This is a genomic window from Streptomyces sp. TS71-3, from assembly GCF_018327685.1.
Lineage (GTDB): Bacteria > Actinomycetota > Actinomycetes > Streptomycetales > Streptomycetaceae > Streptomyces.
The window spans coordinates 2,269,018-2,292,910 of sequence record NZ_BNEL01000001.1 but is presented as its reverse complement, the minus strand read 5'-3'; the positions used below and the strand labels follow the sequence as shown (position 1 = coordinate 2,292,910).

Sequence of the window (23,893 nt, the reverse complement as noted above, 5' to 3'; positions counted from 1 at the left end):
TCCATCCGCGAACCCGCGTCCCGGCAGAGGTGACCATGACCCAGCAGCCCCAGCCTCCCATCCCGTATGAACAGACCTCGGACTACCGCTGGACCGAGGCCGCGTTCCGTCTCCTGGAGTCGGGCGCCCTCACCGCGTCGGTGACGGCGAGTGACAACGTCTCCTCGGCCGTCGTCGAAGGCGCATGCCCGCGCTGCGTGCACCGCTTCACCGACCGGCGTCCTCTGACGGCCGTCTCCAACGGGCTCGGCGAGAGCCGCGCGGGCGTGCCGGGCAGCGGCGGCAGGGACCTGGTGGAGCCTGCCGGTTCGCGCGAGCCGGTCGTGCTGGACGTCACCTGCTCGTGCGGCGTCGCGCACCCGACCGGCGGCCCCGGGACCGCCGACGCCAGTGCCACCGGCGGCTGCGGCGTCAGCTTCCGCATCGAGCTCGCCGCCGACCGCGGACCCGCCGGCGGACAGCAGTGAACGACACGCCCCTTCGGCCGCGGCTGCCCGAGCGCCCTCCGACGCCGGCGGACCTGGCCGAGCGCGACCGCTTCGCCGCCCTGGCCGAAGCCTCCCTGCCCACGGTCCGTGCCAACGCGGAGGCCTGGCGCAACGGCCTCGCCGCCTTCGTGACGCTGGTCACCACGGGCGCGGTGATCAAGGGCCGCGACACGACGGCCCACCTCACCCTGGGCTGGCGCACGGCGGTCACCCTGCTCATCGGCGGCGGCATCGCGCTCTCCCTGGCGGGGCTCTGGCAGGCCCTCGGGGCGCAGGCCGGCACCCGTGAGGGCACCGTGACGCTGGCGGACATCCACCGCCGCCACGCATCGGTCGCGGCGTACCAGATCGCCCTGGCCGACACAGCGGCAGCCCGGCTGAGGCGCGCCCGCACCATCGTCGCCGCGGCGCTGGTGTGCCTGCTCATGGGGATCGTCGCGACCTGGTGGGCCCCGGAGGCGGCCCCGGCCCCGCCCGCGTACGTGACGGTCACGCACGACGGGAGGTCGACGTGCGGGAGGTTGGAGAGCGCTGACGGCGCGAGCGTGCGGATCCACCGGGCGGGAGAGGCGGAGGCGCTCGTCGTGCCGACGAAGAAGGTCACCGATCTGCGCGTCGTGTCCCGCTGCTAGGCCACGTCGGGGTGGCCTGTTCCCCGCCCACGAGCGGGGTGCGCTTGCGCGCCCCGAGGCGCACTCCGGGCCGGCCGGTACGTCGAACGCCATCCGCGCCCAGTCCCGCCGCTCCGGCAAGCAACCAACGACAAGGTGCCCGGCGGTGCCGAACCCGGCGAAACCGCCATCCCCGGCGTCGAGCGAGCGGAGCCGGACGGGCACTCCAGGCAACGTGCGCCGCCCGGCGCGAGGGGTGCCTCAAGCGCCGGGCGCGCAGCGCCGTGGGAGCGTCAGCTCACCGAGATCTCGGGCTCCCCCGAGACGACGCCGTCCTTCTCCATCTGCTCGGCGATCTTCATCGCCTCGTCGATCAGCGTCTCCACGATCTTCGACTCCGGCACCGTCTTGATGACCTCGCCCTTCACGAAGATCTGCCCCTTGCCGTTGCCCGAGGCCACCCCGAGATCCGCCTCACGCGCCTCACCCGGACCGTTCACCACGCACCCCATGACCGCCACCCGCAACGGCACCTCCATCCCCGTCAACCCGGCGGTCACCTCCTCCGCCAGCTTGTACACGTCCACCTGCGCACGACCGCACGACGGACACGACACGATCTCCAGACCCCGCTGCCGCAGATTCAACGACTCCAGAATCTGAATACCGACCTTCACCTCCTCCACGGGAGGCGCCGACAACGACACCCGAATCGTGTCCCCGATCCCCTCCGACAACAGCGCACCGAACGCCACCGCCGACTTGATCGTCCCCTGGAACGCGGGCCCCGCCTCCGTCACACCCAGGTGCAACGGATAATCACACCGCTCAGCCAACAACCGGTACGCATTCACCATCACCACCGGATCGTTGTGCTTCACCGAGATCTTGATATCCCGGAAACCATGCTCCTCGAACAACGACGCCTCCCACAGCGCCGACTCCACCAGCGCCTCAGGCGTCGCCTTCCCGTACTTCTCCAGAAGCCGCCTGTCCAACGACCCCGCATTCACCCCGATACGAATCGGCGTCCCCGCGTCGGAAGCCGCCTTCGAGATTTCACGAACCTTGTCGTCGAACTGCTTGATATTCCCCGGATTCACCCGAACCGCCGCACACCCCGCGTCAATGGCGGCGAACACGTACTTCGGCTGGAAATGAATATCCGCGATCACCGGAATCTGCGATTTCTTCGCAATCGCCGCCAGCGCGTCCGCATCATCCTGTGTGGGGCACGCCACCCGCACGATCTGGCACCCGGACGCGGTCAGCTCCGCGATCTGCTGCAATGTCGCGCCGATGTCGGACGTGCGCGTCGTCGTCATCGACTGCACCGACACCGGGGCGTCCCCGCCCACGGGAACGGACCCCACCTGGATCTGCCGGGATTTACGGCGCTCGGCGAGCTTGGTCGGAACGGACGGCATGCCAAGAGAAATCGCAGTCATCTGCTGTGCAACCCCAAGATGTGGATCAAGGTCCCGTCAGCGGGCGGGTCGGGATCCGAGATTACGGCACGGGCGCATGCCGGGGCACATCCGCAGGATATTCCGGGCTCTGCGTCACTCGCCCGGGGCGGCCGGGCCGCAGGGCAGCCCGGCCGCAGTGAACCGCTGCCAATCAGGAGATTTTGACCGGGTTAACGACGTCGGCGATGAGCACCAGGATCGTGAAGCAGACGAAGATCCCCGCGACCACGTACGCGACCGGCATCAGCTTCGCCACGTCGAACGGACCGGGATCGGGCCGCTTGACGAGCCGGGCGGTGTGCCGGCGCAGCGCCTCCCAGAGCGCGCCCGCGATGTGCCCGCCGTCCAGGGGCAGCAGCGGGAGCATGTTGAACAGGAACAGGGAGAGGTTGAAGCCGGCGACGAGGAACAGCATCATCGCGATCTGGTTCTGCGGCGGGATGTCCAGGGTGAACACCTCACCGCCGACCCGGGCCGCCCCGACCACTCCCATCGGGGAGTCGGGCTGCCGCGGCGCGCCCTCGAAGGCCGCGTCCCACAGGGCGGGGATCTTGGACGGCAGGGCGACCAGGGAGTGGACGCCCTGCTGCATCATGTCGCCCATCCGGTCCACGGAGGCCCCGAAGGACTGCTTGACGATGCCCGAGGCGGGGCTGAAGCCGAGGAAGCCGGCATAGACGTATTTGCCCTGCACGTAGCCGCCGTGCCCGTCGACCTTGCTGACCTGGTTCTTTATGAGGTCGGCGTGCAGGACCTGGCGGTCGCCGTGGCGCTCCACGGTGATGCTGGCGGGGCCGATGGTGTCGCGGATGGTGTCCTGGAGGGTGGACCAGTCCTTCATGGGCCTGCCGTCCACCGCGACGATCTTGTCGCCGGCCTGGAGGCCCGCGGCCTTGGCGGGGGCCGCCTTGTCGCCCTTGTGGCAGGTCGCGCGGTTCTCGCTCTGCTGGATGACGCAGTCGGACACCTTGCCGACGGTGGTCGTCTGGGTCTCGATGCCGAACGTCATCATGACGCCGAGGAAGACCGCGACGGCGAGGATCAGGTTCATGAAGGGGCCCGCGAACATCACGATGACCCGCTTCCACGGCTTGCGCGTGTAGAAGAGGCGGTGCTCGTCGCCGGGCTGGAGTTCCTCGAAGGCCGCCGAGCGGGCGTCCTCGATCATGCCCCGCCAGGGTGAGGTGGAACGGGCCTCTATCCTCCCGTCGGGGCCCGGCGGGAACATCCCGATCATGCGGATGTAGCCGCCCAGGGGGATGGCCTTGAAGCCGTACTCGGTGTCGCCCTTCCTGCGGGAGAAGAGCGTCGGCCCGAAGCCCACCATGTACTGGGGCACCCGGATGCCGAACATCTTGGCGGTGGTGAGGTGCCCCAGCTCGTGCCAGGCGATGGAGATGAGCAGCCCGATCGCGAAGACGACTATTCCGAGGATCATCATCAGTGCCGTCATGTACGGGCCTCCGCGATCGCCTGAGCCGTGAGTTCACGGGCCCGGGCGCGCGCCCAGGCCTCCGCTTCGAGGACGTCCGCGACGGTCAGTGAAGTTCCCGTTCGAGGCATGCCGTGTTCGGCGACGACCTCGGTGACGGTCTCCATGATGCCGTTGAAGGGCAGCGCTCCGTTCAGGAACGCGTCGACGCACTCCTCGTTGGCCGCATTGAACACCGCCGGAGCCGTCGACGCGAGCCGTCCGACGTGCCGGGCGAGGCCGACCGAGGGAAAGGCCTCGTCGTCGAGCGGGAAGAACTCCCATGCCGACGCCTTGCTCCAGTCGAAGGCGGGTGCCGCGTCCGGGATGCGCTCGGGCCAGCCGAGCCCGATGGCGATCGGTCCCCGCATGTCGGGCGGGGTGGCCTGGGCGATGGTGGAGCCGTCCAGGAACTCCACCATCGAATGCACGTACGACTGCGGGTGGACGACCACCTCGATCTGCTCGAACGGGATGTCGTAGAGCAGGTGGGCCTCGATCACCTCCAGGCCCTTGTTGACGAGCGTGGCGGAGTTCACCGTGATCACCGGGCCCATGGCCCAGGTGGGGTGTGCGAGCGCGTCCTTGGGGGTGACGTTCGCCAGGTCGGCCTTGCTGCGGCCGCGGAAGGGCCCGCCGGAGGCGGTGACGACCAGCTTGCGCACCTGGGCGCGGGTGCCGGCGGCCAGCGCCTGGAAGAGGGCGGCGTGCTCGGAGTCGACCGGGATGATCTGGCCCGGCTTGGCCAGCTCCTTGACCAGGGGGCCGCCCACGATCAGCGACTCCTTGTTCGCCAGGGCCAGGGTCCGTCCGGCGCCGAGGGCGGCCAGGGTGGGCGCGAGGCCGATGGAGCCGGTGATGCCGTTGAGCACGGTGTGGCAGTCGGATGCGGCGAGTTCGGTGGCCGCCTCGGGCCCTGCGAGGATCTCGGGCAGCGGCTCCCCGGTGCTGTACCGGGCGGACAGCGCCTCGCGGAGCGCGGGCACCACGTCCTCGCGCGCCACGGCGACCGTGCGCACCCGCAGGCGGTAGGCCTGCTCGGCGAGGAGGGCGACCCGCCCGCCGGCCGCCGAGAGGCCGGTGACGCGGAAGCGGTCGGGATGGCGCAGCACCAGGTCGATGGCCTGCGTGCCGATCGAGCCTGTGGAGCCGAGGATGACGATGTCCCGGTGGGCCGAGGGGCCGCCGCCGGGATCGAAGACGAGGTGCGGATCCGCTAGGGGCGCAGGGCTGTCGCTCATCCCCCCATTGTTGCGGCTCCGGGTCGGGGCGCCGACAGCGGCTGCCCGCCCGCGCGCCGCCGGTGCCGGGCGGACGCCACAGCCGGATGGGGGCGGCGTTGGCCGCTGCTCCGGATGGGGCTCCGGGCGGGCCTCCGGTAGGGGAGACGGCCCGTGCCGGGGCGCGGCTGCGGGCGCGCGGGAAATGCGTTTTACCGGGCACGGAGTTTCGGGCCGGGCGGGGAGAGAGGGGCGCGGGGGGCGCGTTCAACTGCTGTCATTGCCCTGGCATATGACAGTTCTTCCGTTGAGAAATGCACCTGCCTGCGATTTCTCCGATCCGACCGAAAAGACTTCCCGTTTACGTGACGATAGGTTCGCTCAGCGTCACGCGAGCGGTTAAGGTCGGCGAACACAGCGTGACCCCGGGAACACGGTCTGCCAACCACCCGGGGCCCACTGCTTAACAAATGTTCGAGACCAAGGAGCATCAATGCCCCGACATCTCGCCGCTCCTCCCGACCCGCACGGGGGCCGGACCAGCGGCTACGCAACTTACATGTCTCCCTTCGGGGACGTCCAAACATCTGGAGCCGTTTGCGGCCGGGTCAACATCCGGCTGGGCGCCTTCCTCGCCCTGCCCGTGCTGCTGATCCTGCTGATCCGTGACGTCCCGGCCGCCCCGCTGCTCGGCACCGCCGCGCTGGGGACCCTCACGGCGGCAGGCACCGTCACCTACCGCTATGCCAGGAGCGAGGGCTCCTGACCCACCCGCCGGGCCGCGTCCCCACGGCCGCGGCCCGGCCCGCGCACCCCGCCGCCCCACCGGCACGGTCCCCTCCTTTCGTTCCGCCGACCCGCCAAACCGGCACGGGCGGCGTGACGAGAGACGGCTGCCGCCCCCGGCAGGGTCCGGCCGCCGCCGTCCCGCACGGTTCCCGCCGCCTCGCGGCAGGGCCCCTGCCGCCGTCCGGCGGGGGTCCCGGCCCCAGCGCCCCCGAAGGAGTCCCCGCATGCCTGCACGGCCCTCCGACCTCACCTGCCCGTCCTGCGGAGCGGCGTTCCGGCGCCCCAGCAACCGGGGACGCCTCCCCCGCTTCTGCAGCCCGTCCTGCCGCAGCTCCGCCTACCGCGCACGGACCGCCGTCCGCGTCGGCGTCCCTCCCGAACACGACGAGGCCGCCGCGGGCCTCGCCGAGGAGACCCTGCGCGACGCCCGGGAACTGCTCGGCGCGGCGGAGAGCGCCGCGCCCGACGCGCCGATCCAGCTGGTGCACCGCGCGGTCACGCTGAAGCTGGACGCCGAGGACATGCTCGCCGTGGCGGTGCGCAAGGCCCGCAGCCACGGGATCACCTGGGCGGAGATCGGCGAGGCGACCAGCATGGCCGCCGGGTCGGCGCGCGGGCACTGGTCGGCGGACCAGGTGGCCCGGGCGCTGGAGCGGCGCCGGCGCAGGGCCCGCGGCACCCGCGCCCTGCCTGCCCCGGCCGGGGAGAGCCCCGTGCAGGCGGCGGGGACGGGGGGAGGCGGCACGTCGAGCGGCGGCACGTCGAGCGGCGGCACGGTGCCGGGTGCTCCGGACGGCAGCTCAGGGGCGGGCACGAGGGGGGTTCCGCGTTCCGGTGCGGTGCCCCGACCCGGTGCGGTGCCCCGACCCGGCGGGGCGCCGTCCCGACCCGGTGCCGTGCCGGACGCCGGCGGCTCGCGGACCCCGGGCCGGCGCCCGGCGCCGGCGCGCGCTCCGGCAGTCGGGGACGGCCGGGAGAGACCGGCGGCAGGACAGCTCACCCAGGCCATGGGCCACCTTCGGGAGTCCCGCGCCATCTCGGCCCGCGCCCTCGCCCGGCGCATCGGCGTCTCGGCCTCCTACCTTTCGCTGGTGCTCGCCGGCAAACGACTGCCGTCCTGGGACGTGACCAGGAGCTTCGCCGAGGCGTGCGGCGCCGACCCGGACGACCTGGCCGACCTCTGGCGCCAGGCGCACGGCACCGCGCCCGCCCCGCCGCGCTCCTCGTCCGAGGGGCAGACGGCGATCCGCATGGCCCTGCGCGGCCTGTACCTGGCCGCGGCCGAGCCGGACCTGCCGGCCCTGGGCGGCGCCGCGGAGGGGCTCACCCATGACCACCTCGCCTGCCTCGTCGACCCGGCGGCCCCGCCGCCCGCGGACCAGGCGGTGATCGCCCGGCTGGTGACGGCGCTCGGCGGCCGGGACGAGGACGTCCAGCGGCTCTGGTGGCAGGCGTCCGCGCTGGTCGCCGGTGCGCAGCTGCCGCCGCCCGAGGCCTCGCCCGGCCTTCCCGTCATCCCCGCGGCCGCCTTCGGCTGACCGCGGCCGGTCCGGGGGACCCGCCAGGGCTTTCCCTACCGGCCCGGCAGGCCCCAGGGCCTTCCCCTGCCGGCCCGGGGCCCCCTCAGGGCCTTTCCCTACCGGCCCGGGGGACCCCTCAGCTTCCCTGCCAGTCCGGGGGCCCCTCAGGGCCTTCCCTGCCAGTCCGGGGGACCCCTCAGGGCCTTCCCGACCGGCCCGGTAGACCACCCCCCAAGGCCGTCCCCTTCCCTCCCTCCCCCAGCTCAGGAGCCCGGTATGTCCCGCGACGACGTCGGTGGTGCCGACGCCAGCCTTCCGCTGGAGTTCAGCGGCATCGACGTGAGCCTCCCCCTGGAGTTCGGCGCGTTCTGCATGCTCCACGGCGCCCGCTACCGGGCGTACGCCCTGTGCCGGCTGGGAGACGGCGCCGCCGCCGAGCACGCGGTGCGGTGCGCCCTGGGCGAGCTGCTGGTGGCCTGGCCGGCGGCGCTCAAGCTGAGCCCCTCGGCGGTGGGCTGGCGGATCCTGCGCCGCAGGCTGGCCATGTCCCTGCGGGCGCGTCCACGGCCGATCACGGACGCGCTCCACCGGCTCGTGAGCGGCCCCGCCGCCGACGCCGGGGTGCTGCGCCACGGCCTCGGGCTCGGCGCGAAGGACATCGCCGACCTCATGGGGTGCGACACCGAGCGCGCCATGTACTGGCTGATGGCCTTCGAGCGGCACCTGGGCAGCGCGGACGTCGAGGCCGCGGTGGCGGCGCTGCGCGCGCGGCGCCGCGGTGGCAGGGGGCCTGCGGCGGGGGCGCCGTCCCGGGAGCCGGCCGCGGGCGGGTAGGGCGTGCGGCATTCACCGTGCGCTCCAGACCGGGCGCACGCTGCTTACCGTGCGCTCAAGGCCGGGCGCACGCTACGTACCGCATGCCCGGTGACCGCGGCGCCGGGCCGGAATGCGAACCCGCAACCGGCCCGGAGCCGCCCGCCGCGAACGCCCTGGGGCGAGCGTCCCCCGAGCCCGGCTCACCGGATGCGCCGGTGGACGTTCTCCTTCTGGGAGGGGCCGGGAACGGTGTCCGCGATCCAGGGGCCCTCGCCGCTCGGGTCGATGACGCCGTCCTCCAGCCAGCCGAAGGAACCGTCCATGATGCCCTTCACCAGGCGCCGGTCGGCCGAGTCGGTGTTGGACCACAGCCGGGTGAAGAGCTCCTCGACGCGGAGCCGGGCCTGGCGGCAGAAGACGTCGGCGAGCTGGTAGGCCTCGCGGCCGTGCTCGCCCTGCGAGCGCAGCAGCTCCGCGCGCACGCAGGAGGCGCTCATCGCGAAGAGCTCCGCGCCTATGTCGACGACCCGGCCCAGGAAGCCCTGCTTGGTCTCCATGCGGCCCTGCCAGCGGGACATGCCCATGAACGTGGAGCGGGCCAGCCTGCGGGCGCTGCGCTCGACGAACCGCAGGTGCGCGGCGAGGTCGGCGTGCCCGGTGGGGTGGAAGTCCCGGTAGGTGCCGGGAAGCTGACCGGGTCCCGCGACGAGCTTGGGCAGCCAGCGGGCGTAGAAGCCGCCGGCCCGGGCCCCTGCCTTGGCCTTCTCGCTCAAGGACTTGTCGGGGTCGATCAGGTCGCCGGCCACGGAGAGGTGGGCGTCCACCGCCTCACGGGCGATCAGCAGGTGCATGATCTCCGTGGAGCCCTCGAAGATCCGGTTGATGCGAAGGTCGCGCAGCAACTGCTCGGCCGGCACGGCGCGTTCGCCGCGGGCGGCCAGCGAGGCGGCGGTCTCGAAGCCCCTGCCGCCGCGGATCTGCACCAGCTCGTCGGCCATCAGCCAGGCCATCTCGGAGCCGTAGAGCTTGGCGAGGGCCGCTTCGATGCGGATGTCGTTGCGGTCCTCGTCGGCCATCTGCGAGGCGAGGTCGAGCACCGACTCCAGGGCGAACGTGGTCGCCGCGATGAACGAGATCTTGGCGCCCACCGCCTCGTGCGTGGCCACGGGCTTGCCCCACTGCTCGCGGGCGCCGGACCACTCCCGGGCGATCTTCAGGCACCACTTGCCGGCCCCCGCGCACATCGCGGGCAGCGAGAGGCGGCCGGTGTTGAGGGTGGTGAGGGCGATCTTCAGGCCGGCGCCCTCGGGCCCGATGCGGTTGCCCGCGGGGACCCTGACCTGGTGGAAGCGGGTGACGCCGTTCTCGATGCCGCGCAGGCCCATGAAGGCGTTGCGGTTCTCGACGGTGATCCCCTCGGCGGAGCCCTCCACCACGAACGCGGTGATGCCGCCCTTGTGGCCCTCGGACTGCGGAACCCGCGCCATCACGACCAGCAGGTCCGCGATCACCCCGTTGGTCGTCCACAACTTGACGCCGTCGAGGACGTAGTCGTCCCCGTCCGGTACGGCGGTGGTGGCGAGGCGGGCCGGGTCGGAGCCGACGTCCGGCTCGGTGAGCAGGAAGGCGGAGACGTCGCTGCGGGCGCAGCGCGGCAGGAAGGCGTCCTTCTGCTCCTGGGTGCCGAAGATCTTCAACGGCTGCGGCACGCCGATCGACTGGTGGGCGGAGAGCAGGGCGCCGATGGCCGGGCTCGCGGAGCCGACGAGGGCGAGGGCCTTGTTGTAGTAGACCTGCGTGAGGCCGAGGCCGCCGTACTTCTCGTCGATCTTCATGCCGAGCGCGCCGAGTTCCTTGAGGCCGATGATCACCTCGTCGGGGATCCGGGCCTCGCGCTCGATGCGGGCGGCGTCGACCTTGGTCTCGCAGAAGTCGCGCAACGCGGCGAGGAACGCCTCACCGCGGCGTACGTCCTCGTCCGCCGGCAGCGGGTGCGGATGGATCAGGTCGAGCCGGAAGCGGCCGAGGAAGAGCTCCTTGGCGAAGCTCGGCTTGCGCCACTGCTGTTCACGGGCGGCCTCCGCAACCTGCCGTGCCTCCCGCTCGGTGACGGGACGGCCGGTGGCGGACGATGCCTCAGACGTGGTCGGTGCGGACATGGAGAACTCACCTCGCCGCGGTCTCGTGGCTGCCGGCCGGTGGTTACCGGCCGGTTCTACTCGGTCGTATACCCCCGATCGAAGACCCCTACCGGGCCAGCCCCACTTCACGACACGACCGGGTGAGCCCTACGCCCCCCGACTCCAAGGGCACCACGGAGGGGCGCGGGGAACCGCGCGACCAGCCCCCCCGCGACCCGACACCCGGCAACGAACCCGCAAGGTTCAGAAGGAGCCCCGATCAGGGGCGCGGGGAACCGCGCAACACCACCCACCGACCGACACCCGGCGACGAACCCGAAAGGAATCGGTCCAGCCCCTGATCAGGGGCGCGGGGAACCGCGCGAAAACCACCCACGGACCGGCAGCCGGGCAACGAACCCGCAAGGGAGCCGTCCAGACCCCAATAAGGGGCGCGGGGAACTGCGCAAAACCCCCACATACCGACAAGTCGGCCGCGAGACAGCAAGGGCCGGGGCAGCCGCCGAAAAGGGGCGCGGGGAACTGCGCAAACACCCTCACCGGCCGGCAGACGACAACCCCGCAAAGGGCGAAGCCCGAACCCCCTCGGGCGGAGCCCGGAGCCCCTCGCACCGCCCCAGGTGGATTCCCGGCCACAGGCCGATGGGGGGCAGGGGCCCAGAAGGGCCCCTAGAGGTCGAGGCCCGTGAGCACCATCACCCGCTCGTACGTGTAGTCCGCCATCGCGAACGCCACCCCCTCCCGCCCGACACCGGACCGCTTGACCCCGCCATACGGCATCTGGTCCGCACGGTAGGAGGGAACATCGCCGATGACGACCCCGCCCACCTCCAGCGCACGGTGCGCCCGGAACGCGGCCTGGAGGTCGTGCGTGAAGACGCCCGCCTGGAGCCCGTACTTGGAGTCGTTCACGGCGGCGAACGCCGTGCCCTCGTCCCCGGCCCTGGCGACCGTGAGGACCGGCCCGAAGACCTCCTCGCAGGAGACCGCGACATCCGTGGGCACGTCCGCGAGAACGGTCGGAGTGTAGGCGGCGCCCTCCCGCTTCCCGCCGGTGAGCACGGTGGCACCGGCCTCCCGCGCGTCCTCGACCCAGGACTCCACGCGCCGGGCGGCGTCCTCGCTGACCAGCGGCCCGACGTCGGTGGTGTCGTCGGAGGGGTCGCCGGTCACCTGGGCCTCCACGGCGCGCACGATGCGCGGCACCAGTCGGTCGTAGAGAGCCGCGTCCGCGATGACGCGCTGCACCGAGATGCAGGACTGGCCGCCCTGGTAGTTGGCGAACGTCGCGATGCGCTGGGCGGCGTGGTCGAGGTCCGCGTCACAGGCATAGTCGCCGAGGACGACCACGGCGCCGTTGCCGCCGAGTTCCAGCGTGCAGTGCTTGCGCGGCACCGAGTCCATGATGGCGAAGCCCACCTTGTCGGACCCGGTGAAGGAGACCACCGGCAGCCGCTCGTCCTGCACGAGCGCCGGCATCCGGTCGTTGGGCACCGGCAGCACGGACCAGGCCCCCGCCGGCAGTTCGGTCTCGGCGAGGAGGTCGCCGATGAGGAGCCCGGAGAGCGGGGTGGCCGGGGCGGGCTTGAGGATGATGGGGGTGCCGACGGCGAGCGCGGGGGCGATCTTGTGGGCGCACAGGTTCAGCGGGAAGTTGAACGGCGCGATGCCGAGCACGACGCCCTTCGGGAAGCGCCGCGTGAAGGCGAGCCGCCCGGCGCCGGCCGGGTCCGCGTCGAGGCGTTGCGCGTCGCCGCCGTTGAACCGCCGGGCCTCGTCCGCCGCGATGCGGAAGACGGAGACGGCGCGGCCGACCTCGCCGCGGGCCCACTTCACGGGCTTGCCGTTCTCGGCGGAGATCAGCGCCGCGATCTCCTCGCCGCGCTCGGCGATCCGCCGCGAGACGTGGTCCAGGGCGGCGGCCCGTACGTGCGCCGGGGTGGCCGCGAACTCGTCCCGGACGGCGTACGCGGCCGCCACCGCCTCCTCGACCTGTTCCTCCGTCGGAACGGCGACCCGTCCGACGAGACGCCCGTCCCACGGGCTGGTGACGTCGAGGGTGGTCTCGCCGGTGGCCTCGCGTCCGGCGAGCCAGAAGGCATGGGTGGAAGTCATCGTGGGACCAGGCCCTTCCGCGGTGTGTGGTGTCCTGGCGTCCACGGTAGGCGCGCGGGCGGGCGCGGTCGCTTGTCCGGTGCGTAGCGTTTGCGGGGGCTACCCCTACGGATTGGCAGATGTGGCCGGACGGCTTCCGTTCCGGCTCCGGACGGGGCGGAACGGCCGTCGATACAGGAGCGGCAGTGGCACGGCGGACCGGCGACGAACGGCCGTCCACCGGGCGTCCTGAGGCGGGCTGCGGTCGGCACGAGGCAGGAAGACGCGACGGCGCGACGGCGCGACTGGCGGCAACGCCCCTGCTCGGGCCCCGCCGTTACTCGGGCCCCGCTGTCACCTTCAGCGCGAGCCACAGCTCCATGCGGACGTCCGGATCGTCCAGGGAGCGGCCCAGGATCTCCTCGACGCGGCGCATGCGGTAGCGCAGGGTGTGCCGGTGCACGCCGAGGTCGGCTGCGGCCGCGTCCCACTGTCCGTGGTGGGAGAGCCAGGCGCGCAGCGAGGCGACGAGATCGCCGCGACCGTGCGCGTCGTGCTCGCGCAGCGCCCGCAGCAGGCCGTCCGAGAAGGCCCGCACCGCCTCGTCGGCGAGCAGTGGCAGCACGGAGCCGGAGGCCAGCTCAGCGTGCTCGACCAGTGCCCGGCCGCGCCGCCTGGCCACCGAGAGCGCCTGCTCCGCCTGCTTGTACGCGGTCGGGGCGCCCACGAACCCGGCCGGCGCGGAGACTCCCACGACGACCTCGGCCACCTCCGGGGGCGCCGCCGATTCCGCCGCCTCCGCGCGGGCCTCGTCGAGGGCTTCGGCGTGCTGGGCGCAGGCGTCCGCCGCGACGCCGCCGTCCGCGGCAATCAGCACCAGGCGCTCGCCCTCGGGCACCACGAGCACGGATTCCCCTGCGCGGGCGGCGGCGGATTCGACGGCGTCCACGAGCGCATCCAGCGGACCGGCGACGGGCACGGCGCCGTCCGGCGCGGCGCCGGGCTGTTTGGCCCCGGCGGGTGCGGAGGCCGGGGCTGCGGCGCGGGCCCCGGAGGTCTGCTCGGCGATGATCAGCCGGTAGGGGGCATCGAGCAGGCCGCCGTAGAGGTCTCCGGCGACCACGCGCGCGTGGTCGGGTTCGCCCGCCAGCAGCATCCGCAGCACGGCCGCGCCGATGCGCAGCTCAGCGGCGTGCAGGGAGCGGGACCGCTCGGTGGTGAGGGTGAGCAGGGCGATCGCGGAGTGCACGGCGTACCGGTCGGCGGTGCCGAGAGCGGAGGCGGTGCCGACGGCGAGCGCGGCGCGGGGGCGGCGGCCGGTGCCGAGGGTGTGCAGCTCGACGCGGTCCTCGACGCCGGCCCTGCGGTCGGCGGTACCTCCGCCGACGACGGCGCTGGACGGCGCGGGCCTGCGGCGCAGCCGCTCCACCTCGGGAGTGAGCCGGGCGGCCCTGCGGGACGACCACTCGGGGGCCGCGGCGACGACGGCGCCGGACGCGTCGTACAGCGCGGCCCAGCCGTCGACCTGCGCCGCGAGGGCGCTCAGCAGCCGCTCGGGGCCGTCGGCCATCGCCTGCTTGGTCAGCTCGCGCTGGGCGGCGAAGCCGGCGGTGACCGCGCGGTACTGCTCGGCGGCTATGGCCGCGGACACGGCCTTGCTGATGGCGAGGAACGGGGTGCGGCGCGGGACCTCCAGCAGCGGCAGGCCCTCCGCCGCCGCGGCGTCGACCAGGGCCTGCGGGATGTCCTCGTAGTGCACGCCGACGGCGAAGCCGACGCCGGCGACGCCCGCGCGGGCCAGTCGGTGCACGTAGCCGCGCATCGCCTCGTGGTCCTCCGCGTCGAGATTGAGCGCGGCGATCAGCAGCAGCTCGCCGCCCTCCATGTACGGCACCGGATCGGACAGCTCGCTGGCGTGCACCCAGCGCACGGGCACGTCCAACCGGTCCCCGGCCGCGCGCACCGTGAGTTTCAGTGCGGAGTGGTGGACCAGCGAGGCGAGGGTGGGAGGCATGGGACCAGGGCCTTCGGTTTCTGTGACGGACGCACACCGGCGGCCTCGCCCTGAACGCTGACGGGGCCGTGCCGGCGCACGGTGACGCAGTGACGGCGACGAGGACGTATGCCCGGATCTGACGCCACCGGGCACACACGCGGCCCTCACTGATCATTTGGCCGTCGCGTATGAACGGTCCCTATCGATTCTGCCTCAGTGTAGGGGGCGGATGCGATCCACGCCGCACCGCATCCGGACAATCCGATCACTGTTTCCCGGCCGTCCACGGCCCGGTTCCCCACCCGGAACCGGGCCCGCGGTGCCCGTTTCCGTACCGGGTCCCTCGCCTTCTCGTCCGTATCGGGCCGGGGCCGTGCGGTCGCCTCCGTACCGGGCCGGGCCGTGCCTTCGCCCCGGTACGGCGCCCGCACTCTCGTCCGTAATGAGACCGCGGGCGCGCGGTGCCTGCCGGACCCGTCAGGTGCGGAGGTCGACGAGGAGCGGCGGCGCGTGCTCGCCGTCGACCGCGGTGAACGAGACGACGGCGTGTCCCGGCGGCACCTCGTGCGCCAGCTCCGAGGCGGACCAGCGCTCCCGCTCCACCTGCCGCACGGTCACGGCGTCCCTGGTCACCTCCCGGCCCGTGACCAGCTTGCGCAGCGCGTGGATGGCGCGGGTCATCGGCTGGTCGGCGAAGACGGTGTGCTTGGCGACCTCCGTGGTCTCCACCCACTGCGTGCCCCAGGCCTCCGCGAAGCGCCGGCCGTCCCACGTGCTGACGCCCGAGAACGCCATACGGCAGCCGACCGCGCTGTGCAGCGCGCCGTGCAGCGCCTCCGGAACGTCACCGATGGTGCGCAGCGCGAGGACCACGCCGGCGTTCACCGACCGCAGCCGCTGGATGCCGCGCACCGTGCGGGGGGTGAGGGTGTGCGTGGCGTCGTCGAGGACCAGGCAGGCGAAGTGCCTCCGATCGGTGCGGGAGGCGGCGATGGAGGTGAACTGCGCGAGCAGCAGGCGGGTGAGCAGCCGTGCCGCCTCCTCGTGCCGCTGCTCCGGCAGGTCGATGCGGACCCGCAGCGGGTGGTGGGCCATCGCACGCAGCGAGAAGCTCCTGGCCGCGCGCTCCCCCGCGCCGAAGAACCCGGCGAACGCCGGCCGGTCCAGCACCGCCAGCCGGTCCGCGAGGACCAGGCCCGGGTCGGCGGGGCTCGACGCCTGCCGCGCGCGGGCGTCCAGCTCGCGCAGCATGGCGTCGTCGCCGGCCGCGTCGAGCGCCGACCGCAGGGCATCGAGGGCGGGCGGTGCGCCGCCCAGCAGTTCGGCGAGTTCGGGGACCGTGGGGAAGCGGCCGCGTGCCGCGTGGAACGGACCGAGGAGCTGGGCCAGCGCGGTGGTCGCGCGCCGGTCGTCCACGCCCTCCACGTCGCCGACCAGGCCCTCGGCGAGGAAGGCGGCGGCCTCGTCGGGGTCGGTGGTGCCGGCGTACAGGTCGAGGTCGTGCACGGACGCCGGGTCGCCGGGCCGCACCACGACGTCGAAGGCGCCGTCCGGGCCCAGCGGGGTACCGGCGGCGCAGACGGCGGCCACCGCGCCCGCGCCGGTGAGCGCGAGGAGTGCGAGGGACTCGACGGCGGGCCGTACGAGCCGGGCCGTCTTCCCCGCGCCGGGCGGGCCGACGGCGATCAACGAGGTGCCGAGCACGGCCGGGTCCAGGGCGGCACCCGAGCCGCGGTGCTCGAACGGGTTGCGCTCGCCGTCCACGCAGGTGCCTATCCGCACCTGGGTGGTGAGCAGGTCGTGGTAGGCCGTGCGCTCCGGGAGGTCGCGCGCGCCGGACGGGTGCGTCCAGGCGGCCGCTCCCTGACTCAGCACGGTGTCCGTGAAGGCGGCCAGGGCCATGGGGCTGTGCTGGGACGCCGCCCACGCCTGCCGCACCCGGGCGCAGTCGACGTCGCTCATCCGGCCGGCCCGCACCTCCGCGGTGAGCCGGTCGGCCGCGTCGTGCCGGCCCGCGGCGCGCAGCTCCGGCCACTCGCCGGCGGGCGCCGTGGGGGCCGGGTCCTTCGGGGGCGGGAGCGGCGGGTCACCGGCTTCGGGCGTGTCGCGCCCGCGCAGGGCGGCCGTCAAGCCGCTGATCCTGGCGAAAGGCCAGAGGACGATGACGGTGATGGCCACGAAGACCGTGTACGTGACGACGTTCGACAGGTAGACCGCGCCGCCCGCGACAAGAGCGACGGTGGCGAGACCGAGGTCGACGACGGGGACGGTCTGCGTCCACACCAGCAGCGTCACGAGCGCTGCGGCGAGCAGCGCCAAGGCGCCCCTTCGCGGCTGAGGACGGCTCGTCACGAAGTGCCGTATCCCCTCGGGCCAGTTCCCCAGCCGGCCGAAGACGACGACCACGAGGGTGAAGACCAGGCTGTCGTAGAGCTTGAGCGCGCTGTGGCCCTCGTCGGTCCGGGGGGAAGCGGTCCCCGGCCACCACCAGGAGTCGGGCGTGAAGAGCTTCAGCGGGACGATCTTGTACGGGACGTACCCGTTGCTCCACAGCGACCAGACCAACGCCGCCGACAGCAGGGAGACCAGCATGCCGGTCAGCAGCGCCCGGTCGGAGGCGCGCTCCGGCGTGCGCGGGCGAACGCGCGGCGCGTACCCGTAGCGCCACAGGCCCGGTGCCGCGGTGGGCCGCGGGTGGCTCAGCCATTCGGCGGTGGCCGGGTGGGCGATCTGGGCCGGAGGGCGCCCGGGGTGCGGGGGCGCGGCCGGCGGTCCCGCCGGGCGCGGCGCCGGAACGGCGTGCGTACCCCATGTCTCCTGCGTGCCGTCCCTGTCCATCGCCCCTGTCCCCATGACCAGCCGCTCTCGTTGCGAGCCAATCTAATGCCCGTGCAGGGGGAGTTCACCGGTGACGGCCGCTCTTCCACGTCACCCCGCCACCGCTCCGGTGCCGGCGGACCGGCGTGCCGGGGTGTCCGGTGGCGGGCGCGCGGAGTGGGTGCGCCGGCGCGAGCCGGCGCCTTGGCTATGTCCACCGCGGACAACCCCTTTCCCGGACAACTCCCCCGCGGAGCATGCCTCCATCCCATCCGCGGCCCTAGCCTGCGAAAGGGACCGGTCATACCCGCAGGACACGGAGGGCACGGGAGAAGAAGCGGGGACCGGAAACCGGCAGAGTCGTCCGACCGGAGACGGCGGAGAGGCGTCGAGTCACAACCCGTCGAATCCGAACTCGTCGAATCTGAACCCGTCCAATCTCAACCCGTCGAACCGGAAGACGACGAACCAGAAGACGACGGAAGCCGAACAACCGCACAGGCAGCGTCCGCACCACCTCACAGGAGCCCCCTCATGACCGCACTTCCGCAGGAGCGCCGTCTCGTCACCGCCATCCCCGGCCCCAAGTCGCAGGAGCTTCAGGCCCGACGTGCCGCCGCGGTCGCGGCGGGTGTGGGCTCCGTGATGCCCGTCTTCGCGGCCCGTGCCGCCGGCGGCATCCTTGAGGACGTGGACGGCAACCGGCTGATCGACTTCGGCGCGGGGATCGCCGTCACCTCGGTGGGCGTCTCCGCCGAGGCCGTCGTCCGGCGCGCCACCGCGCAGCTCGCCGACTTCACCCACACCTGTTTCATGGTCACGCCCTACGAGCCGTACGTGGAGGTCGCCGAGCGGCTCGCCGAGCTGACCCCGGGGGACCACCCGAAGAAGTCGGTGCTCTTCAACTCGGGCGCCGAGGCCGTGGAGAACGCCGTCAAGATCGCCCGCTCGTACACCAAGCGGCAGGCGGTCGTGGTCGTCGACCACGCCTTCCACGGCCGCACCAACCTGACGATGGCGCTGACCGCCAAGAACATGCCGTACAAGGACGGCTTCGGCCCCTTCGCGCCGGAGGTCTACCGGGTGCCGGTGGCCTACGGCTACCGCTGGCCGACCGGCCCGGAGAACTGCGGTCCCAAGGCCGCGGCGCAGGCCATCGACGAGATCACCAAGCAGATCGGCCCCGAGAACGTCGCCGCGATCATCGTGGAGCCGGTGCTCGGCGAGGGCGGCTTCATCGAGCCCGCGAAGGGGTACCTGCCGGCGCTGCGGGAGTTCGCGACGGAGCACGGCATCGTCTTCGTGGCCGACGAGATCCAGTCCGGCTTCTGCCGCACCGGCCAGTGGTTCGCGTGCGAGGACGAGGGCATCGTTCCCGACCTGGTCACCACGGCGAAGGGCATCGCGGGCGGCCTGCCGCTCGCCGCGGTCACCGGCCGCGCCGAGATCATGGACGCCGCGCACAGCGGCGGCCTGGGCGGCACCTACGGCGGCAACCCGGTGGCCTGCGCGGCCGCGCTGGGCTCGATCGAGACCATGAAGGAGCTCGACCTGGCCGCCCGTGCCCGCCGGATCGGCGAGATCATGAAGCCCCGGCTGACGGCGCTCAAGGAGAAGTACGACGTCATCGGGGACGTCCGCGGCCGTGGCGCGATGCTCGCCATCGAGCTGGTGAAGGACCGCACGACCAAGGAGCCCGCACCGGAGGCCACCGCCAAGCTGGCCAAGGCCTGCCACGCGGCGGGGCTGGTGGTGCTGACCACGGGCACCTACAGCAACGTGGTGCGGTTCCTGCCGCCGCTGGTGATCCCCGAGCACCTGCTGAACGAGGGTCTGGACATCCTCGAGCAGGCCCTCGCGGACCTCTGAGGGGCCTGGTACGAGGCGGTACGCAGGTCGAACGAGGGGTCCTGGTACGGGTCCCGCCGCCCCCGCGGCCGGCGCCGCGGCCGGCGCCCCGGTCGTCCGGGGGTCGGCCGCCTTCGGGTCCCGCACCGTGTCGGGTGGTGTCCGGCCGGTCGCGGCCGGTCGCGGCCCTTCGCGCGGGGCCCGGTACCCGGCGGCCCGCCGGGGGTCTTCCGGGCGGAGCCGGAGGGGCTGTCAGACGCTGTGAAGAAGGTGTGGGAGGGCAATGACGGGTTGCCGTTCGGGCTGTCGGAGTACACGTCCGCTGTCGTACGTTCTCTGTAGATGAGAGAGACACCCCGCCCACAGGGGACTGCGGGCGGTTCCGGATCGTGGCCTCCCCAGCCGCCTTCCGGCTGTGCCCTCGCGCACATTACCGGGGCTTCTGGTCCCGGAACTCCTCACCGATCGGATGGCCGCCCGCCCCAAACCCCCCGGGGCGCGCGGCAAACCGATCAGAACGGCCACCCCGAAACCATCCCCCCTGTTCCGGGGTGGCCGTCCACATGTCTGGCACTGCTGCTGTTCGCCCTGGTCACCTGGCAGATCGCCCTCGACGGCCCGCTGTGCCACGCCGACCAGCGCCTCGGCCACGCCATGCGCGGCGGACTCCCCCGCCCGCTCGCCGAACTCCTCGCCGACCTCGGGAACGCCTCGGTCGCGGTCCCGGTACTCGCCCTGGCACTCGCCCACGCCGCGCTGCGCGACCGCCGCGGGGGTCTGCCCCGCTGGTGGCTGCCACCGCTCGCGGCTGCCCTGGCGATGGCCGTGGTGCCCGCCCTGGTCGCTCCCCTCAAGGCAGCCGTAGGTCGGGCGGGGCCGCCCGGCGCGGATCCCGGCGGCTACTTCCCCTCGGGCCACGCGGCCACCGCCGTGGTGGCCTACGGCCTGGCGGCGCTGCTGCTCCTGCCGTCCCTGCGCCGCCGCGCGCACCGCCGGCTGCTACTCGCGGGCGTGCTCGTCCTCAACGCGGCCATCGGCGCGGGCCTGGTGGTGCGGGGCTACCACTGGCCGCTGGACGTGCTCGGGAGCTGGCTGCTGTGCTGGGCCCTGCTGGGGGTGTGGGGCGGCGGCGTGCGGCTGTCGGGTGCCTCCGCTGGGGCCTCCCGGGGGCGGTAGCCGGGGGCGTTTCGGGCCGCCCGTTCAGCGCCCCCGCCCGTGTGCGGGGGCCGGCCGGTGATCCGGGGCCGGCGATGCTGCCGAGTAGCCGTAACCGCTGTCGCTGCCGCCATCGCTGTCGGCGCCGCTCTCGGCTATCGCGAAGGCGATGGCGATCACCACGAACGCCCCGAGGACGAGCCCGATGATGCCCAGCACGAAACCGGCCTGCGCCTGCCCGCCGTTGGTGGCCTCTCCCCGCCTGACGCGTCTGCGGCCCTTCACACCGAAGACCATCGCGAGGACGCCGAGGACGAGGGAGATCACGCCGTAGAGCCAGAAGAGGCACACGGCGAGGATGCCCAGCACCAGGGCCGCGGTGCCCTGGCCGTTCTGCGGCATGCCCATGCCGGGCCAGCCGTATCCGGGGTAGCTCCCCGGATAGCCGGGGCCCATCTGGTATCCGGGGTAGCCGCCCGGTGCGCCGGGTCCGGCCGTCGGGCCTCCCGGGTAGCCGGAATAGCCCGAGTAGCCGGGGTAACCGGCCTGGCCCGGGAAGCCGTAGCCGCCGGGGCCCGTCGGGGCGATGGGCGGGGGCGGGACGGCACCGGACACGTCGGCCGGCGGACGGGGCCCCGGGAAGCCGGGTGCGGCGGTGCCGCCGCCGGGCGGCGGGCTGCCGGCGATCGTCTGCTGGCCGTGCACATCGGGCCCGGCGTGCTGCTGCGGTGCGGTAGGGCCCTGAGGTGCGGGATACCCCTGCTGCGGCGACCAGGGGGACTGCTGCCCGGCGGAGGACGGCGACGGCCGGCCCGGCGGCTGGTCCGGGGCCTCGGACGGGTGCGGGGCGGGGTACTGCGGAGCCCCTGCGCCCTCACCGGCGGGCCCGGATGGGACTCCCGGTCCCTGACTTCCCTGACCGGTGGGTTGGTGCGGGGCGGCCCAAGGATGTGCGCCGGGAGGCGCCGGGGCGGGCGACGGGGTTGGAGATCCTGGCTGCTGGAACCGTCCCGGGGCCGGCGGGGCGGGCGGGGGCGGCGTGGCGCCGTGCACGGGGCCACCCCCATCCTGGGCACCGGCACCGTGCGCCGATGCGCCGGGCTCGGCGTCCCGCGGGGACGGCGTCGCCGCGGCGGGCGGCTTCTCCAGGGACGGTCCGCGCTCCGGCGGTGCCCCGGATCCGTCCCGCTCCGCAGGACCGTCCACGGGCTCCCCCTGCTCCCCCGGGCCCCCCGCGGGCTGTGCTCCCTCTGGCATGGGCTGCAACCCCTCTCGCTCGTCCCGTCATGCTACGGGCCGTATCCGCCGCAGGTGAGTGGGCCGCCTACGATGAGCCGGCACCACCGATCAGCCGATCACCGCGCCCGGAGCGGGCGCCCTTCCCGGGGAGGGACCTTGACCGACCTGCACGCCTTCATCGCCGGACTGCCCAAGGCCGAACTGCACGTGCACCACGTGGGCTCCGCCTCCCCCCGCATCGTCGCCGCCCTCGCAGCCCGCCACCCGGGCACCAAGGTGCCGTCCGACCCCGAGGCGCTCGCCGAGTACTTCACGTTCACGGACTTCGCGCACTTCATCGAGGTCTACCTGTCGGTCGTCGACGTGATCCGCACGCCGGAGGACGTCCGCCTGCTGACGTACGAGATCGCACGGGACATGAGCCGGCAGAACGTGCGCTACGCCGAGCTGACCGTGACCCCGTACTCGTCGGTCAGCCGCGGCATGGACGAACGTGCCTTCATGGCGGCCATCGAGGACGCGCGGACGGCCGCCGAGGCGGACTTCGGCACCGTGCTGCGCTGGTGCTTCGACATCCCCGGCGAGGCGGGACTCGCCGCCGCCGAGGTCACCGCGCGCCTGGCGGTGACGGAGGAGCTGCGGCCGGAGGGCCTGGTGTCGTTCGGGCTCGGCGGCCCCGAGGTGGGGGTGCCGCGCCCGCAGTTCAAGCCGTACTTCGACCGGGCGATCGCGGCGGGCCTGCGCTCCGTTCCGCACGCCGGGGAGACCACCGGGCCCGAGACCGTCTGGGACGCGCTGCGCGAGCTGCGGGCCGAGCGCATCGGGCACGGCATCGCCGCGGCGCAGGACGAGAAGCTCCTCGCGCACCTCGCCGAGCACCGGATCCCGCTGGAGGTCTGCCCGACCTCGAACATCGCCACGCGCGCGGTGCGCACCCTGGAGGAGCACCCGATCAAGGCCCTGGTGGACGCCGGCGTGCTGGTCACCGTCAACTCGGACGACCCGCCGATGTTCGGCACCGACCTCAACAGCGAGTACGAGGTCGCGGCGCGGCTGCTCGGCCTGGACGAGCAGGGGGTGGCCGCGCTCGCGAAGAACGCGGTCGAGGCGTCGTTCCTGGACCCGGCGGGCAAGGCCGCGATCTCCGCGGAGATCGACGCGTACACCGCGGCCTGGCCGCAGGCGGCGACGGCCACGGCCACTGCCTGAGCGGCGGACGCGGCCTCGGGCCGGAGCCCCGCGCCGCGAACGGCGGCGGGGCGAGGCCGCCCCGGCCCGACGGACCACAATGGGCCCATGCAGCCCATGCAACCCACTCCGCCCGCTCAGCCCGCGCACACCGTGACCGCCGTCGCCCACCGCGGCGATCCCTACCGTTTCCGCGAGAACACCGTGCCGTCGCTGCGCTCCGCGCTCGGCCGGGGTGCGGACGCGGTCGAGATCGACGTCCGGGTGACACGCGACGGCGTTCCGGTGCTGCTTCACGACGACACCCTGGAGCGGCTGTGGGGGCACGAGGCCCCCTTGGCTGCTCTCACCGCGGCCGAGGTCGCGGAGGTGACGGAGGGCGGAGTGCCCACGCTGGCCGAGGCCCTCGACGCGGTGGCGGAGCGGGACGCCGGGGCCCGGGTGCTGATCGACCTGCCGGGCGCCTCGAAGGCCGCGGTGTCCCGGGTGGTGGCGGTGGTGCGCGACCGCGGGGCCGGGGATCGGGTGTACTACACCGGGGCCGCCCAGGCCATGCTTTCGGTGCGCGCGGCGGACCGGGACGCCGAGATCGCCCTCACCTGGACCACCCTCGCCGCGCCCCGTCCCGTGCTGCTCGACGCGGTGGCGCCGCGCTGGCTCAACTACCGCTTCGGCCTGGTGAGCCGGGACCTGGCGGACCATGTGCACGCGGCCGGTCTGCTGCTGTCCGTGTGGACGCCGGACACCGGCAGGTCGATGCGGAGGCTGCTGGCCATGGGCGTGGACGGCATCACGACCAACCGCGTCGACGTGCTGCACGCGCTGCGGACGCCCCGCGGCGACGCCGGCTAGCCGGGCGCGGGCGTACGACCTGCCCCGTGGCCACCCACCCGTCCGTGCGCCTGCGACCCCGGCGCGTCCACCCGCGCGCCGCTCGTCAGCCGTCCACGGGCCGCTCCCCGGCCGGCCGCCGGGGCCGCTCCGGCCCCGCGGGCAGGACCGATGCACCCTGCCAGCGGGTTCCGTCGCGG

General features: G+C 73.6%; 17 protein-coding genes. 9 read left to right on the top strand and 8 right to left on the bottom strand.

Annotation, left to right across the window (positions count from 1 at the left end; translation table 11 throughout):
- Positions 1-35: 35 nt before the first annotated feature.
- Complete coding sequence (locus Sm713_RS09400) at positions 36-467, top strand: hypothetical protein (RefSeq protein WP_212909186.1); 432 nt, start codon at positions 36-38, stop codon at positions 465-467.
- Positions 464-1,120, top strand: a complete 657-nt coding sequence (locus Sm713_RS09395; protein WP_212909185.1) for a hypothetical protein — start codon at positions 464-466, stop codon at positions 1,118-1,120. Before Sm713_RS09400 ends, Sm713_RS09395 begins: the two co-directional genes overlap by 4 nt.
- Positions 1,121-1,392: 272 nt before the next feature.
- Here the strand turns inward: Sm713_RS09395 and ispG are convergent, their stop codons facing one another.
- From ispG to dxr, 3 genes are all read right to left on the bottom strand, one after another.
- Positions 1,393-2,547, bottom strand: coding sequence for a flavodoxin-dependent (E)-4-hydroxy-3-methylbut-2-enyl-diphosphate synthase (gene ispG, locus Sm713_RS09390; protein WP_212909184.1), 1,155 nt, complete (start codon positions 2,545-2,547; stop codon positions 1,393-1,395).
- 172 nt (positions 2,548-2,719) lie between these two features.
- On the bottom strand, positions 2,720-4,021 hold the full coding sequence (locus Sm713_RS09385) for an RIP metalloprotease (protein ID WP_212909183.1): 1,302 nt from the start codon (positions 4,019-4,021) through the stop codon (positions 2,720-2,722).
- A complete protein-coding gene (gene dxr, locus Sm713_RS09380; protein WP_212909182.1) occupies positions 4,018-5,280 on the bottom strand; it encodes a 1-deoxy-D-xylulose-5-phosphate reductoisomerase in 1,263 nt (420 codons plus the stop codon). The genes Sm713_RS09385 and dxr overlap by 4 nt, the downstream gene beginning before the upstream one ends.
- A gap of 472 nt (positions 5,281-5,752) precedes the next feature.
- Here dxr and Sm713_RS09375 point away from each other — a divergent pair, with 472 nt between their 5' ends.
- From Sm713_RS09375 to Sm713_RS09365, 3 genes are all read left to right on the top strand, one after another.
- Positions 5,753-6,025: a hypothetical protein gene (locus Sm713_RS09375; protein ID WP_212909181.1), complete on the top strand. Its 273-nt coding sequence runs from the start codon at positions 5,753-5,755 to the stop codon at positions 6,023-6,025.
- 247 nt (positions 6,026-6,272) lie between these two features.
- Entirely contained in the window at positions 6,273-7,586 is a 1,314-nt protein-coding gene (locus Sm713_RS09370; RefSeq protein ID WP_212909180.1) for a helix-turn-helix transcriptional regulator, read from the top strand.
- Between the two features lie 258 nt (positions 7,587-7,844).
- The gene (locus tag Sm713_RS09365) at positions 7,845-8,402 is read left to right on the top strand and encodes a hypothetical protein (RefSeq protein WP_212909179.1); all 558 of its coding nucleotides are present in this window, start codon (positions 7,845-7,847) and stop codon (positions 8,400-8,402) included.
- 182 nt (positions 8,403-8,584) lie between these two features.
- Here Sm713_RS09365 and Sm713_RS09360 read toward each other — a convergent pair whose 3' ends face one another.
- From Sm713_RS09360 to Sm713_RS09345, 4 genes are all read right to left on the bottom strand, one after another.
- Complete coding sequence (locus tag Sm713_RS09360; RefSeq protein ID WP_212909178.1) at positions 8,585-10,543, bottom strand: acyl-CoA dehydrogenase family protein; 1,959 nt, start codon at positions 10,541-10,543, stop codon at positions 8,585-8,587.
- A gap of 651 nt (positions 10,544-11,194) precedes the next feature.
- Positions 11,195-12,640, bottom strand: coding sequence for an aldehyde dehydrogenase family protein (locus tag Sm713_RS09355; RefSeq protein WP_212909177.1), 1,446 nt, complete (start codon positions 12,638-12,640; stop codon positions 11,195-11,197).
- Positions 12,641-12,956: 316 nt separating this feature from the next.
- Positions 12,957-14,633: a PucR family transcriptional regulator gene (locus Sm713_RS09350; RefSeq protein ID WP_212909176.1), complete on the bottom strand. Its 1,677-nt coding sequence runs from the start codon at positions 14,631-14,633 to the stop codon at positions 12,957-12,959.
- Between the two features lie 459 nt (positions 14,634-15,092).
- On the bottom strand, positions 15,093-17,453 hold the full coding sequence (locus tag Sm713_RS09345; protein ID WP_212909175.1) for an ATP/GTP-binding protein: 2,361 nt from the start codon (positions 17,451-17,453) through the stop codon (positions 15,093-15,095).
- A gap of 513 nt (positions 17,454-17,966) precedes the next feature.
- Here Sm713_RS09345 and gabT point away from each other — a divergent pair.
- Both gabT and Sm713_RS40240 read left to right on the top strand, forming a co-directional pair.
- Complete coding sequence (gene gabT / locus Sm713_RS09340) at positions 17,967-19,301, top strand: 4-aminobutyrate--2-oxoglutarate transaminase (protein ID WP_212909174.1); 1,335 nt, start codon at positions 17,967-17,969, stop codon at positions 19,299-19,301.
- Between the two features lie 633 nt (positions 19,302-19,934).
- Complete coding sequence (locus tag Sm713_RS40240; RefSeq protein ID WP_249416188.1) at positions 19,935-20,456, top strand: phosphatase PAP2 family protein; 522 nt, start codon at positions 19,935-19,937, stop codon at positions 20,454-20,456.
- 24 nt (positions 20,457-20,480) lie between these two features.
- Here the strand turns inward: Sm713_RS40240 and Sm713_RS40235 are convergent, their stop codons facing one another.
- Entirely contained in the window at positions 20,481-21,140 is a 660-nt protein-coding gene (locus Sm713_RS40235) for a DUF4190 domain-containing protein (RefSeq protein WP_249416187.1), read from the bottom strand.
- Positions 21,141-21,830: 690 nt separating this feature from the next.
- Here Sm713_RS40235 and Sm713_RS09325 point away from each other — a divergent pair.
- Both Sm713_RS09325 and Sm713_RS09320 read left to right on the top strand, forming a co-directional pair.
- Complete coding sequence (locus Sm713_RS09325; RefSeq protein WP_249416186.1) at positions 21,831-22,883, top strand: adenosine deaminase; 1,053 nt, start codon at positions 21,831-21,833, stop codon at positions 22,881-22,883.
- 87 nt (positions 22,884-22,970) lie between these two features.
- A complete protein-coding gene (locus Sm713_RS09320; protein ID WP_249416185.1) occupies positions 22,971-23,714 on the top strand; it encodes a glycerophosphodiester phosphodiesterase in 744 nt (247 codons plus the stop codon).
- Positions 23,715-23,893: the final 179 nt, after the last annotated feature.